At 39.2% G+C, this 14807-nt stretch carries 13 protein-coding genes; 1 reads left to right on the plus strand and 12 read right to left on the minus strand.

Annotated features, from left to right (window positions below; genetic code table 11):
- Positions 1–118: 118 nt before the first annotated feature.
- From spoVID to hemA, 7 genes are all read right to left on the minus strand, one after another.
- Positions 119–1252 (minus strand): stage VI sporulation protein D, encoded by a 1134-nt coding sequence (gene spoVID, locus J2S17_RS09105; RefSeq protein WP_307474019.1) that lies wholly within the window; start codon positions 1250–1252, stop codon positions 119–121.
- A gap of 415 nt (positions 1253–1667) precedes the next feature.
- The gene (gene hemL / locus J2S17_RS09110) at positions 1668–2954 is read right to left on the minus strand and encodes a glutamate-1-semialdehyde 2,1-aminomutase (protein WP_307474021.1); all 1287 of its coding nucleotides are present in this window, start codon (positions 2952–2954) and stop codon (positions 1668–1670) included.
- A gap of 22 nt (positions 2955–2976) precedes the next feature.
- Positions 2977–3957, minus strand: a complete 981-nt coding sequence (gene hemB / locus J2S17_RS09115; protein WP_307474023.1) for a porphobilinogen synthase — start codon at positions 3955–3957, stop codon at positions 2977–2979.
- Between the two features lie 4 nt (positions 3958–3961).
- Positions 3962–4660, minus strand: coding sequence for a uroporphyrinogen-III synthase (locus J2S17_RS09120; RefSeq protein ID WP_307474025.1), 699 nt, complete (start codon positions 4658–4660; stop codon positions 3962–3964).
- 68 nt (positions 4661–4728) lie between these two features.
- A complete protein-coding gene (hemC, locus tag J2S17_RS09125) occupies positions 4729–5664 on the minus strand; it encodes a hydroxymethylbilane synthase (RefSeq protein ID WP_307474027.1) in 936 nt (311 codons plus the stop codon).
- 160 nt (positions 5665–5824) lie between these two features.
- Positions 5825–6658 (minus strand): cytochrome C assembly family protein, encoded by an 834-nt coding sequence (locus tag J2S17_RS09130; protein ID WP_307474029.1) that lies wholly within the window; start codon positions 6656–6658, stop codon positions 5825–5827.
- 14 nt (positions 6659–6672) lie between these two features.
- Positions 6673–8019: a glutamyl-tRNA reductase gene (gene hemA / locus J2S17_RS09135; protein WP_307474031.1), complete on the minus strand. Its 1347-nt coding sequence runs from the start codon at positions 8017–8019 to the stop codon at positions 6673–6675.
- Positions 8020–8253: 234 nt separating this feature from the next.
- Between hemA and J2S17_RS09140 the strand changes: the two genes are divergently transcribed.
- A complete protein-coding gene (locus J2S17_RS09140; protein ID WP_307474033.1) occupies positions 8254–8739 on the plus strand; it encodes a LiaI-LiaF-like domain-containing protein in 486 nt (161 codons plus the stop codon).
- A 73-nt stretch (positions 8740–8812) separates the two neighbouring features.
- Here J2S17_RS09140 and J2S17_RS09145 read toward each other — a convergent pair whose 3' ends face one another.
- From J2S17_RS09145 to lon, 5 genes are all read right to left on the minus strand, one after another.
- Positions 8813–9550: an amino acid ABC transporter ATP-binding protein gene (locus tag J2S17_RS09145; protein ID WP_307474034.1), complete on the minus strand. Its 738-nt coding sequence runs from the start codon at positions 9548–9550 to the stop codon at positions 8813–8815.
- Between the two features lie 16 nt (positions 9551–9566).
- On the minus strand, positions 9567–10214 hold the full coding sequence (locus J2S17_RS09150; protein WP_307474036.1) for an amino acid ABC transporter permease: 648 nt from the start codon (positions 10212–10214) through the stop codon (positions 9567–9569).
- Between the two features lie 104 nt (positions 10215–10318).
- Positions 10319–11095 carry a transporter substrate-binding domain-containing protein gene (locus J2S17_RS09155; RefSeq protein ID WP_370874984.1) on the minus strand — a complete coding sequence of 259 codons (777 nt, stop codon included), beginning with the start codon at positions 11093–11095 and terminating at the stop codon, positions 10319–10321.
- A gap of 618 nt (positions 11096–11713) precedes the next feature.
- Positions 11714–12298: a ribosome biogenesis GTP-binding protein YihA/YsxC gene (gene yihA / locus J2S17_RS09160; RefSeq protein WP_307474041.1), complete on the minus strand. Its 585-nt coding sequence runs from the start codon at positions 12296–12298 to the stop codon at positions 11714–11716.
- Positions 12295–14622 carry an endopeptidase La gene (gene lon, locus J2S17_RS09165; RefSeq protein WP_307474043.1) on the minus strand — a complete coding sequence of 776 codons (2328 nt, stop codon included), beginning with the start codon at positions 14620–14622 and terminating at the stop codon, positions 12295–12297. Before lon ends, yihA begins: the two co-directional genes overlap by 4 nt.
- Positions 14623–14807: the final 185 nt, after the last annotated feature.

Genomic DNA, 14807 nt, shown 5'->3' on the forward strand with positions numbered 1-14807 from the left:
TTTCCAAAAATGGCCATTGACGAGAGGCTTATGTTGTCTTTAACAAAGCAAAGCCACTTAAATACAATAAAGCAGCTGAGCAGTTGTCCATACGAACTGCTCAGACTGCATTTGGTCGTTAATTCGTTACAGTTGCAGGGACGTATAATGCTTGCCCCTCGTATACATCTTGATTGATTTCAAGATGATTGACGCGGAGTAAAGCTTGTGCAGAAGTGTCATAGCGATCGGCAATGATATCAATCGTATCCCCTTGCTGAACAATGCAAACCTTCAGCTTTGCCACTTCTTCCTCTTCTTCTTTTCTTCCAAAAAACTCCGTCAGACTCATGCTTTTCTTTTTATTTTTGCCCTTCTTTTTCACTTGCTTTACTTCTTCTTCAGGAGAAGAGGAAGACTCAAATTCTTCTGCTTGTTTCTGATGCTTGTATTCAACGACTGGAGATTCTTCTTCTACTGGTTTAACCTCAAAGATTTCCTTTGCTTCCGGCAGTTTCTCTTCGTTTCTTTGACTAATAAATGAAATCTCAGGAAGCTTCACCGGCTCTTCTTCCTCTTCCTGAATTGAACGAGATAGGACAGGCTCAGATAAGACAGGTTCGGCAGGTTCACTTACTGCATCTGGCTGTTTCCTGGCTTCAGCTTCAAATGGCTCAAAATCTAAAGATTCTTGGCTTTCATCTGGAGCAAGGCTGAGCTTGATTTCTGTTGTTTCTTCCTCATATTCAACGTCATCTTCCTGCTGCTCCTCATCCGCTGTTCGATAGGTAGGTTCAAGCTCTAGCGTGTTTTCTTCTTCTTCAACACTATTATGCTGCTGACCGCCATAAAGACCAGTGATGGTTAAATTCGCATTTAGCTTCATGCAGCTGCGCTCTGGAAAAACATAGTCGAAGGATTCTACCTCCACATCGATATCGCTTAGGCTCGCAATTCGGTTATTAGGTATGGTAATGTCTACTGGGAAGAAATGTGTAAACTCACAAACTCCTTCTTCCCTTTCTTCAATCGTCTGCACAAATTTAAGTGTCGAAACAGTTTCACTTCCACTCGCATCTACCGAAGCTTCATCACGATGGTATTCACCCGTGAGCTCCAGTGCCCCTTGAATGGTTACATATTGCTCACTTTCCTGGATTGTTATATTAGGGTCTAGCGAAATCGATATTAATTGAGATACTTCCTGTCCTTTTTGAAACCAAACTGACTCCTCTAATGAAAATCGTAAGCACGATGGATTTCCTTGAGACAAAGCGACTCCTCCTCTCATTTCTTTCACGTGTATAATCACTATGTCATTATCAATTTATGAATGAGATAAATTATTTATGATTAATTTGGATGAATAATGGCTGAGAATGTTAGAAGTAGGCAATCAATTCATTTGATTCATGAATTCAAATGATTTTTCTTCATCGAAAAGTTTAAATTAAATCAAAAAAACACTCATCAAAGGATGAGTGTTTATATAAAAAAGAATGACATAGGATGTTCCGAAGCTTACCGTTCGCTTTCAGCAGGGCGAACGCCGAGCCGCTTCGTCGCTATACTTCTGCAGGGTCTCGCCTGTCTCGCATCGCCCGCAGGAGTCGAGCGGACACTTCTCCAAATCCAAGGAAGTTGTTTTGTTTACTTTTATCGATACTCAGAATGAGTGTATTCTCGATTTACTTAAGCTTTGAAAACGCCTTGTCTGCTGCTTGGATCGTTTTCTCAATATCCTCATCACTGTGAGCGGTGGATAGGAATAGGCCTTCGTATTGGGATGGTGGAAGGAATACCCCTTGATTCGCCATCTCACGGTAATAAGAAGCAAAGAAGTCTAGATTAGATGTTTTGGCTTTTTCATAGTTTGTAACATCTTCATTTGTAAAGAAGATGCCAATCATAGAGCCTGCGCGATTGATTGTGTGCGGAATTTGATATTTTTCAGCAGCTGTTCTTAAACCAAGCTCCAGCTTATCTGCTTTTTTAATGAATTCCTCATAGCTTTCAGGTGTAAGCTGACTTAATGTTTCATATCCAGCAGCCATTGCCAATGGATTCCCTGAAAGGGTGCCTGCTTGATAAATAGGTCCACTTGGAGCGATTCTTTCCATTATTTCCGCTTTACCGCCATAAGCACCGACTGGAAGTCCTCCACCGATGACTTTTCCTAGGCAAGTTATATCTGGAGTCACTCCAAAATAGCCTTGTGCACAATTGTAGCCAACACGGAAGCCTGTCATTACTTCATCAAATATCAGCAATGCACCGTATTCGGTTGTCATTTCTCTTAAGCCTTCTAGGAAGCCTTCAAGAGGTGGTACAACACCCATATTACCAGCCACTGGCTCAACAATGATTCCTGCAATATCATCGCTATATTGTTCAAATGCATACTTCACACTTTCTAAATCATTGTAGGGCACAGTGATTGTATTCTTTGCAATGCCTTCCGGTACACCGGGACTATCTGGCAATCCAAGTGTAGCAACGCCCGAACCTGCTTTAATCAGGAGAGAATCACCATGTCCGTGATAGCAGCCTTCAAACTTCAAGATTTTATTGCGCCCAGTATAGCCGCGTGCAAGACGAAGTGCACTCATTGTTGCTTCTGTACCTGAGGAAACCATACGAACGATTTCGATAGAAGGCACACGTTCGATGACTAGCTTTGCTAATTCGTTCTCCATTAATGTTGGTGCACCAAAGCTTGTCCCGCTCTCAGCCACCTTTTTAATCGCTTCGACTACGCGATCATTCGTATGACCTAAGATGAGTGGACCCCATGATAGGACATAATCTATATATTCATTCCCATCGATATCATAGATTTTAGACCCTTTTCCTCTTTCCATAAAAATCGGGTCCATATCGACAGATTTAAATGCACGAACAGGGGAATTAACTCCTCCTGGCATTAATTTTACTGCTTCTTTAAAAGCTTCAGCTGATTTTGCATAGGAACGCATGCTTCTCCCTCATTTCCTTTAGTTATTGTTGTTCTCTTAACCATCTGGCCGCATCTTTTGCGTGGTAAGTAATGATTAAGTCACAGCCTGCTCGTTTCATTCCTGTTAGCATTTCAAGCACGATTCTATCTTCATCGATCCAGCCGTTAGCTGCAGCAGCCTTCACCATTGAATATTCACCACTTACATTGTAGATAACGAGTGGAAGATTAATATTATTTTTCACATCACGGACGATATCAAGATAAGACAAACCAGGCTTCACAATCAGGAAGTCTGCACCTTCCATCAAATCGGATTCAGCTTCTCTCATAGCTTCTAGGCGATTAGCAGGATCCATTTGATAGGATTTACGATCACCGAATTGCGGAGTGCTCCCGGCAGCATCACGGAATGGTCCATAAAAGGCAGAGGAATATTTCACCGCATAAGACATCACAGGAATATGTTCAAACCCAGCTTCATCTAAACCTGCACGAATCGCCGCAGTAAATCCGTCCATCATATTAGATGGAGCAATGATATCCGCACCGGCTTTCGCTTGGCTGACAGCCGTTTGAACAAGCAATTCAAGGGAGGCATCATTTAGTACTTCTCCATTTTCGATTAATCCGCAGTGACCATGATCTGTGTATTCACAAAGACATGTATCTGCAACTATAATCACTTCAGGATACTTTTCTTTAATGAATCTTATTCCCTCTTGAACAATTCCATGATCATGGTAAGCTTGTGATCCGCAATCGTCCTTTTCTAACGGAATACCGAATAGAAGGACCGATTTAATTCCCAGTGACACAACTTCATCCATCTCTTCTTCCAAATGATCTAAAGATAGGTTGTAAATCCCAGGCATGGACTTAATCTCTCTTTTAATATCGTTTCCTTCAGCTACAAAAATCGGATAAATGAAATCATCCACATGTAAATGGGTTTCACGTACTAAACTTCTCATATTTGCCGTTTGGCGAAGTCTTCTATGTCGATTAAATTGCAAATCCATAATCCTAAATCCCCCTCTTATGATTGACATAATCAACCATGCTATTTATTAAATCATTAACCGTATACCGTTCAGGCATCACATTGACAGTTAAGCCGTACGCTTCTGCGCGCTTTTTGGACACCGGACCAATACAGCCAATAAAACAATGTTCTATCTGCTTTTCCAACTTTCCTTCACTCACAATTTGCATGAAGTGATCAATCGTTGAAGGGCTGGTAAAAAGCAAAATATCCAATTGATTATTCATTAGTTTGTCTAAAAGAAGCGCTCTGCTTTCTAGCGGAAAAATGGTTTCATATATAATCAGTTCATCTACATGAGCCCCCTGATCAGTCAAGCCAGTAAATATATAATTTCGTGCAAGGCTTCCTTTAGGAATCAGGATTTTCATGCCCTTTTTAACATAAGGAGCAAATTGTTCAACAAAATGCTCTGCCACATAAGTGTCCGGCATGAATTCAGATCGATAGCCATACTTATTTAATGTTTTTTCTGTTTTAATCCCGATCACAGCGATCTTCGGAAAATGCTTAAATTGTCTTTCTTCAGAAAAGAAAGTATCCACTGTGACGCTGCTCGTAAAAATAATCCAATCATATAGTTCTGGATTTATATGATTGGTAGCCATTTTTATAGGCCTAAAACCAAGCAGTGGTATTTCTTCCGGGATTCCCTCGTATTCTCTGATCAGTTCTGACACTTGCCCCGCTTGTGATTTTCCCCGGGGCACCAAAACTGACATTCCCTTAAGAGTTGATTGGGAGGAACTCACTTTCCCTCAAGCTCCTCTTTCACACGATCGATCAATTGCTTTGCTCCCATTTGAGTTAGCTTTTCTGCTGTATTGTTTCCAATCTCTTCAGGGGAAGTACCGCTCCCCATTTCTTTATAGATGATTTTCCCGTCAGGAGAACCGACAAGACCGATAAGTTCGATTTCTTCATTACTTTTCAGCGTTGCGTAGCCTGCAATTGGGACTTGGCAGCCACCTTCCATTTTATTCAAGAAGGCACGCTCTGCTTTAACTGTTTGGCTCGTTTTTTCACAATTAAACTTGCTTAATAATGTAAGCAGCTCTTCATCCGCTTCACGGCATTCAATAGATAATGCACCTTGACCAACTGCTGGCAAACAGATATCCGGATCAATGAATTCAGTGACCGTATCCTTCGCCCAACCCATTCTTGAAAGTCCTGCAGCGGCTAAAATGATTGCATCGTATTCTTCTGTTTCTAATTTACTCAAACGCGTATCAATATTACCTCGTATCCATTTAATCTCTAAATCGGGACGTCTAGCTAGAATTTGCGATCCTCTTCTTAGACTGCTTGTTCCAATAATCGCTCCTGGCTTCAAATCGTCTAATTTCACATGATTTTTGGAAATCAATGCATCACGATGATCTTCCCTTTCAGGAATACAGCCAATGATTAGGCCATCTGGCAAAACAGCTGGCATATCTTTCATACTATGTACAGCCATATCAATTTCTTTATCAAGCATTGCCTGTTCGATTTCTTTAACGAATAAACCTTTTCCGCCAACTTTAGAAAGGGTTACATCGAGGATTTTATCCCCTTTTGTCACTATCTCTTTCACTTCAAATTCAACTGAAGGATCGATGCTCTTTAATTGGTCAATAACCCAATTTGTTTGCGTTAATGCAAGTTTACTTCTTCTAGAACCAACAATGATTTTTCTCATGACAGCCTCCATTAAAAAAGATATATAGTGAAACCCCACGATAGAAAGAAACTTATGTAAGGTAATTGTTAACATTTCATAGTGTTTGCTTCAGCTAAATAACATTCACAAGTCTTTACCCGCCAATGATCAGACACCTCTTGAAGGACCTTCCGCTTTTCTATTTATACCAAAAATGGAAGGATGATAGCTGGCCGAAGAGGAAGAAGTTAATCATAACGACTAGGAAGGCTGCGACATTCCATAGAGCGAGTGATTTTCCGCTTATGCCCTTTCCAACTTTCAGATAAAGATAAATGCTATACAGCACGAGAACGAGAATTGAACCCAACACTTTGGAATCAAGCCAGATCATATTTGGTAACTTCATATAAGCCCATTGGATACCAAGGATGAGGCTTATTACAAGCATCGGCACTCCTATAATATTCAATATATAGGACATGTGCTCAAGCTTGGTTAAATCGGAAATCCTTAAAAGTCTTGCTCCCCATTTTTTCCGCTTCAACAAATCATATTGAATTAAGTATAACAAGGAAAATACGAATGAAAGCGAAAAAGCCCCATATGATAAAATAGCCACTGTAATATGAAAGAATAATAACTCAGACATTAGCTGACTCGCTAATACATTTGATTCAAACTGCACGGGTGCAAAAGTATGTAATGCCATGATGAAAAACCCAAGTACATTAGTAAAAAATACAATAAAATCCACTTTTAAAAAGCGATTAATAATTAATGAAAAAGTAATCAGCACCCAAGCATAAAAATACAGACCTTCAAAAATTGTAAGAACCGGGAACCTCCCAGATTTTATCATATATAAAATAAGAAAAACCGTTTGTAATATCCACACAAATGCAAGTAACCAGAAGGCAATTCGATTTGCCTTCCGGTTACTTGTCAGGAAGTCGATAAAGTATAATAAGACACTTAAGGCGTATAGAATGACAGTAAATTCATGTAGCCGTGTCATATAAATATCAAACATGGACAGTGCCCCTTTTATGATTGAAAAGAAGCTTGCTGCGCCCCAGCGGTAACGTGATTGGTAGCCTTCTCGTTTTTATCAACCTGCTGCTCTGCAACTAAATCTTCTATATTAAAGATTTTAACGAAAAAATCTAAAGCTTGTTCAGAATCTTTTTGACCTGCAAGTTCCTTAGCCTGTAATATAGGATCTTTTAATAGCTGATTAACGATACTTTTTGTATGCTTGCTTAATACCTTTTTATCACGGTCACTCAAGTGCGGCAGTTTTCTTTCGATACTTGTCATCGTTTCAGATTGAATCGCAAGCGCTTTCTCGCGCAATGCGGAAATCACCGGCACGACTCCTAATAAATTTAGCCACTGTTTGAACTCAACAATTTCTCCTTCAATTAGAAGCTGAATTTTCTCAGCTGCTTTCTGTCTTTCCTTCAGGTTTGCCTGAACAATTCCTTCAAGGTCATCGATGTCATAGAGGAAAACGCTATCCAAGTCCGCAAGTCCTGGATCCAGGTCACGCGGAACAGCAATATCAACCATAAATAATGGTTTGCCTTTTCTTAATTTCTCTACGTCAGCCATCATTTCCTTAGTCACGATAAATTTCTTTGAACCAGTGGAGCTAATGACGATGTCAGCTTCAATTAAGGCGCATTGAAGCTCCTGCAGCATTTTTGCTTGACCAGAGTAACGTGCAGCCAAGTCCTTGGCTTTTTCAAAAGTACGGTTAATAACGGTCACATTTGCTCCATTCGAATGTAAATTCTGAATGGCTAATTCGCCCATTTTACCTGCACCAAGAATCAGTACCTGCTTTTTCTCGATTGAGCCAAATATTTTTTTAGCAAGCTCTACAGCTGCGTAGCTGACTGAAACCGCATTTGCTCCAATATCTGTTTCGGAATGAGCACGCTTTCCTAAAGTAACAGCCTGCTTAAATAAATGATTAAAAATAGTTCCAGTAGTGTTTTCCAGTTGAGCTTGTAAAAAGCTTGTCCGGACCTGTCCTAAAATCTGTGTTTCACCTAAAACCATTGAATTTAATCCACAGCCCACTTTAAATAAATGCTCGATGCCGCCTTCATGCTCATAAATAAACAAGTAAGGGGAAAACTCACTTTGCTCTATATTAAACCATTCAGACAAGAATTCTTTAATATAATAACGTCCTGTATGAAGCTGATCAACAACCGCATAAATTTCAGTCCGATTACATGTAGACAAAATGACGTTCTCTAAGATGCTTTTTTTGTTTTGCAACGCCTGCATAGCTTCACCAAGCTGTGACGGCTCAAATGTCAGCCGCTCACGTATTTCCACAGGGGCAGTTTTGTAATTTATACCAACGACCACTATATGCATTTTAAATAGACCCCCCAAATAAAATTGCATAATCTTCTAAGAACATTATACCATTAGCTGAATAACCTTTAATGCAAAATTGTGAACAGAAAATGAACACATATGTTACTATATTTAAGAAATTACTTCTTAATAGAAACTTTAAATTAATATTAATTTCGACAATACTCCCCTATGTACAGTAACAAAAAATGCTTGTAGATTCAAGTGAACCTTACTGGAAGTGGTGTTAACATGAAAAATCAACGAATTTTCCCAGGTGTCGTCCTCATTGGGTTTGGGACCTACTTTTTTTTGCAGCAAGCAAACATTGAAGTATTGAAGCCATTTTTCACGTGGCCGACGCTACTTATTATTGTTGGAGTGGCCTTTCTCTTTCAAGCTTATAGCGGTCGTGATTATGATGGAATTCTTCCTGGTGTCATTCTTTCTGGATTCGGCCTACACTTTTTAATTGTTAACCGCCTTGATATTTGGCCAGATCATATCGGTTCGTTTATTCTCATTATCTCTCTTGGCTTTTTACTGCGTCATCTAAAAACGGGTACAGGCTTATTCCAAGGTATTCTTTTCTTATTATTAGCCTTAATGCTGCTTTTTTATGACAAAATCATCTCATCTCTTGGTGCCTTAGGTGATAGTGTGTCATACATATGGAGTTTCTGGCCTGCTTTTTTTATTCTCTTAGGTCTGTATCTTCTTATTTTTAAAAGAAAATAGGAACAGAAGCGAAAATATAACAAATTAAATATAAAACTGGGGAATGATAAATTTATCATTCCCCAGTTTGACTTTATAAAACCGAATCAAGAAAATTCTTGGTTCTTTGTTCCTTTGGATTGTTGAATAATTCTTCAGGATGTCCAACTTCAACAATTTTACCGTCATGCATATACACAGCCCAATCAGCTACTTCTCTGGCGAAGCCCATTTCATGGGTGACGACAATCATGGTCATACCTTCCTCAGCCAATTCCTTCATTGTTGTTAGCACTTCACCTACTAGTTCTGGATCCAGTGCGGAGGTTGGTTCATCAAATAGCATAATATCAGGCTTCATTGCTAATGCCCTTGCAATTGCTACCCTTTGCTTTTGTCCGCCTGAAAGCTTAGAAGGATACACATTCTTTTTGTCGGATAGCCCTACCTTCTCAAGTAAAGCCAGTGCCTCCTTCTCCGCTTGGTTTTTTGATAGCTTTTTAACGTAGATGGGGGCCTCCATTACATTCTCGATGACTGTTTTATGAGGGAACAAGTGAAAGTGTTGAAAAACCATTCCAACCTTTTGTCTCACTTCATTAAGATCATGAGTTTCCTTTTCTACCTGTTTACCTTCAAATGTAATGATGCCGCTATCTTTTAATTCAAGAAAATTCAAGCATCGAAGCAATGTACTTTTACCTGAACCGCTTGCCCCAATTAAACAAACGACATCACTTTCTTTTACTGTCATATCTATATCTTTAAGAACATGTAAATCTCCAAAGGATTTATTTAGCTTATCAACTTGAATCATCACTGAATCACTCATTTAAATCTTCCTTTCATCAATCGCTGCTTGCCATTCTTTTTTCAATTAAGTTAACAATTATGGAGAAGAATAGTACTAATACTAAGTAATACACTGCAACGATCAATAAGTAGCTCATATAGTCATACTTAATGGAGCCTTGTGTGGTTGCAATATTAAACAGTTCGTAAACCCCAACAAATGACGCAAGGGATGAGTCCTTCAATGCGATAATAAATTGATTTCCAAGAGGCGGCAATGCCCTGCGGCTTGCTTGCGGAAGAATGATTCTTCTCATTGAAAGTGCTGCACTCATACCTAAGGAACGTCCAGCTTCCATTTGACCATTATCAACAGATTGAATAGCTCCTCTGAAGATTTCAGCTATATATGCCCCGTTATGGAAGGCTAAGCCTAATACAACCGACCAAAAACCTGAAATATTTAAGGAGGTTAAACCAAAGTAAAAAATGAAGATTTGGACTACGAGGGGCGTTCCTCTTACTAGAAAAATATAAATATCAGCAATCCATTCCAAGATTTTCACCTTAGAAATTTTTAGAAATGCGAAGAAAAGCCCGATAAAAATTGCTACAAATATAGATACAATCGTTAATTGAAATGTTAGGAGCATCCCTTTTAGGAAAATGGGATAGGTGTCTATAAACTTTGTCAGTAAATCCATATGCCCTCCTTGTGAAAGAATTATTTTTTTCTAAGTAATTATTTATACATTCTTTGAAATTCGAAGGCGAATACACTCCTGATCAAGTGCATTCGCCCTCGAATTTATTCAGAATCCGGTTCTACGGTAATATCTTCACCGATATACTTTTTGCTAATTTCAGTAAGTGTGCCGTTTTCATGCAACTTTTCCAATGCCGCATTGATTTCTTTCAACAGCGCTTCATTCTCTTTAGCTATCGCAATTGCCTGTTCACTTTTTCCGAGAAGTTCTTTCCCTTCAATTTTGATTCCTGAACCAATTGCTTCTTTACCTGTCACGAAGTCAGTGATTACTGCATCGTGCTTTCCGTTAGCCAGCGCTTCTAAAGCTACAACATCACTATCATAAAAAGTAATATTATCCGTTACAGGTGCAGCTGTTTCTGCATAAGTTGTTCCTTTTGCTACAGCAACCTCTAAACCGCTTAAGTCATCCAGCGTTTCAACATCACTATCAGGTCTTACATAGATTTGCGGGCCTGAATAGTAATATGGAATTGAAAAATTCACTGCTTCCAGACGCTCTTTTGTAATCGTATGGCTAGCAACAGCCGCATCGAATCTTCCAGATTTGACACCTTCTACAATTCCACCAAATTTAAATTGATGCTGAACAGGCTCAAGACCAAGTTCTGCTGCGACCGCTTCCCCTACTTCAATATCAAATCCACTCATCGTCCCATCATCATTCATTACACTGAATGGATTAAATTCTCCTGACGATGCATATGTAAATTTCCCTTCGTCTACTAACTTCGTTCCATCACCCGATGCATCATTTGATCCACATGCTGCCAAAGCCGCTATTGATGCTGCTGCAATCATTCCTTTTAGCCACATTTTCACTAGTCTAATATCCCCCTTTAATTTTTCTATTTGTTGTACGCTATCAACCTTACCATTGATATAAACTATTCTCAAAATTCATATTATATGATAATTCGTGATATAAATGGCTAAGGCTGATTCTCATGTAGAGGTCCCTTCTATCCTCCTTATTAAGCTATTATCCTCTTCGGTGCTTTAGATTCCTTGTAATTCCGCAACTTCTGTAAATTCTTTTTACAAATTATCACAATTAAACAATTCAGAATCTATAGTCTATATTCCCTAATTCCATAAAATAAAACCCCATTGCTGAAAAAATAGCAATGGGGTTTTATTTTATGTTTATTAAGAGCGCCAGTTAAGCTTTGCGCTTTTCTTTGTCTAGCTACAGGGCCTAGCCCCTCGAGGTCTTAAGGCGCATAAGATTTGAAGGTAAAGATCAACCTTCATTTCTTACACGCCTTAAGCTTGTCGGGGCTGAGCGAGGCCCTTTCGCTTTTCTTTGTCTAGCTACAGGGCCTAGCCCCTCGAGGTCTTAAGGCGCATAAGATTTGAAGGTAAAGATCAACCTTCATTTCTTACGCGCCTTAAGCTTGTCGGGGCTGAGCAAGGCCCTTTCGCTTTTCTTATTTATTTCATATATCCTTTTAATGCTGCCCATGCTTCTTCTTTTCCTTTTCCTAATTCGGAAGAGAAAAGAATAATTTCATCGGATGGGTGCAAGTCTAGTGTTTCTTTTACTACTTTTACGTGTTTTTGCCATTTTGATTTTGGAATTTTATCTGCTTTTGTTGCAATAATGATGCAAGGAATTCCATAATGCTTTAAAAAATCATACATCATGACATCGTCTTTTGTCGGAGGATGTCTCACATCAATAATTTGTACAACTGCTTTCAGCTGTTCTCTTGAAGTTAGGTACGTCTCTATCATTTTGCCCCATGCTTCTCGTTCCGTTTTAGAAACCTTTGCATAGCCGTAGCCTGGTACATCAACAAAGTGCAGCATCTCATTTATGATATAAAAGTTTAACGTTTGTGTTTTGCCTGGTTTTGAAGATATTCTTGCCAAACCTCTGCGATTAAGCATTTTATTGATAAAAGAGGATTTACCGACATTTGATCGCCCTGCCAGCGCAAATTCAGGTAAATTACTCTCTGGATATTGTGCTGGCTTAACTGCACTTATAACTATTTCCGAACTTGTTACTTTCATTCTTCCGCACCACCGATCAAAGCATGTTTCAATACATCATCCACATGAGAGACTAGAATAAAATCAAGTTCCTCACGGATTGTTTCTGGGATATCATCAATATCCTTTTCATTATCCTTTGGAATAATGATTGTCTTCAAGCCTGCACGATGGGCGCTTAATGACTTTTCTTTTAAGCCGCCAATTGGTAATACCCGGCCTCTTAACGTCACTTCTCCAGTCATACCCACTTCTTTTCTAATAGGCCTGCCTGTTAAGGCAGAAACAAGTGCAGTCGTCATCGTGATACCTGCAGAAGGACCATCTTTTGGCACTGCTCCTTCAGGTACATGAATATGAATATCATACTTTTCATGAAATTTTTCATCAATATGAAGCTCTTTCGCCTTTGAACGTACATAGCTAAACGCAGCTTGAGCTGATTCCTTCATCACGTCGCCAAGCTTACCTGTAAGCACGAGCTTGCCTTTTCCTGGTGAAAGTGATACTTCTATTTGAAGCGTATCCCCACCCACCGTCGTATAAGCAAGGCCAGTAGCAATGCCAACTTGGTCCTCAAGCTCAGCCTGCCCATAGCGGAATCTTTTCTTTCCTAAAAATTCCTCAATGTTTTTATCCGTGATTACCACACGTTTTTTTTCTGCTGATACAATAATCTTTGCTGTTTTCCTGCAGATAGTCGCCAATTGACGCTCCAGACCCCTGACACCCGCTTCTCTAGTATAATAACGGACAATAGATTGTAAGCCATCTTCCCTTATTTGAAGCTGAGCTTTTGTCATACCATGATCTTTTACTTGCTTCGGCAATAAATGATCTTTAGCAATATGAATCTTCTCCTGCTCTGTATAACCAGCAATTGAGATGATTTCCATCCTGTCTAAAAGCGGACCCGGGACTGTGCTTAAATTATTGGCAGTTGCAATAAACATTACTTTAGATAAGTCATATGTTTCTTCAATATAATGATCACTAAAGTTATGATTTTGTTCTGGATCCAATACTTCTAGCATAGCTGAAGAAGGGTCTCCACGGAAATCATTCGACATTTTATCGATTTCATCAAGTAAAAATACCGGATTAATCGTACCTGCCCTTTTCATTCCTTGAATAATACGGCCAGGCATAGCTCCTACATATGTTCTTCTATGACCGCGAATCTCGGATTCATCGCGTACACCTCCAAGAGAAACTCTGACGAAATTTCTATTTAATGAGGATGCAATGGACTTGGCCAAACTTGTTTTACCAACACCAGGAGGTCCCGCTAAACAGAGAATAGGTCCTTTTAAGGAATTAGTCAGCTGTTGCACAGCTAAATACTCAAGCACACGCTCTTTTACTTTTTCTAATCCATAATGATCTTGATTAAGAATTTTTTCTGCCTTTTGAATATTTAAGTCATCGCTTGTCTCTTTTGACCAGGGCAATTGAATAAGCCAATCAATATAATTGCGAATGACAGCACTTTCTGCTGAGCTTGATGGCACCTTTTCATAGCGGCTTAATTCCTTTAAGGCTGTTTCCTCTACATGCTCCGGCATAACCGCTTCTTCGATTTTAGCCTTTAGCTCGGCAATCTCTCCGGTTTTGCCTTCTTTCTCGCCTAGCTCAGACTGAATGGCTTTCATTTGTTCACGCAAATAGTATTCCTTTTGCGTTCTTTCCATTGATTTCTTCACACGCTGACCGATTTTTTTCTCAAGATTTAAAACTTCTTTTTCATTATGAATGATTTCAATTACTTCATTCATTCTTTCTTTAATATCTATCGTTTCAAGAATATCCTGCTTTTCCTTTAGCTTTAAAGGCAAATGTGATGCAACGATATCTGCTAAACGTCCAGGCTCTTCGATATCAACGACAGAAGAATAGGTTTCTGCTGATATTTTTTTTGATACCTTTATGTATTGCTCAAAATATTCAAGCAGCGTTCTCATTAATGCTTGGTCTTCCACATCTTTGGACTCAGATTCCTCATGCACTTTCACTTTTACAGAAAAATGCTTGTCATCCTCTAAAAACTCAATCACTTCAGCTCTCTTTAAACCTTCCACAAGTACGCGAATCGTACCGTTAGGGAGTTTTAGCATTTGCTTCACTCGGGTAAGTGTACCCACATGATACAGCTCATCTTCTTCAGGCTCATCTATTGAAATGTCCTTCTGTGTCGTCAAGAATATTAAATGGTCATCTACCATTGCTTTTTCAAGTGCTTGTACCGATTTATCGCGGCCCACATCTAAGTGAAGCACCATGGTCGGATACACAAGCAATCCTCGAAGCGGCAGGAGGGGGACGATGATTTCTTTCTTATTCGTCATTCACTTGCACCTCCAAATGCATATCTTTTTTACTCCATTTTTTCTAATAATTTCTTTGTACAATTCTATCTTATTTACTTCATAGTGTCGACTGTTTAGACGCGTCAAATTTACTATTCACCATTAGTATCGAGACTTTTTGAAGAAATTATGTTTAAATACGGGATATTTTTGTCCGTTATAAA

This window comes from Cytobacillus purgationiresistens, assembly GCF_030813235.1.
Classification (GTDB): domain Bacteria; phylum Bacillota; class Bacilli; order Bacillales; family Cytobacillaceae; genus Cytobacillus; species Cytobacillus purgationiresistens.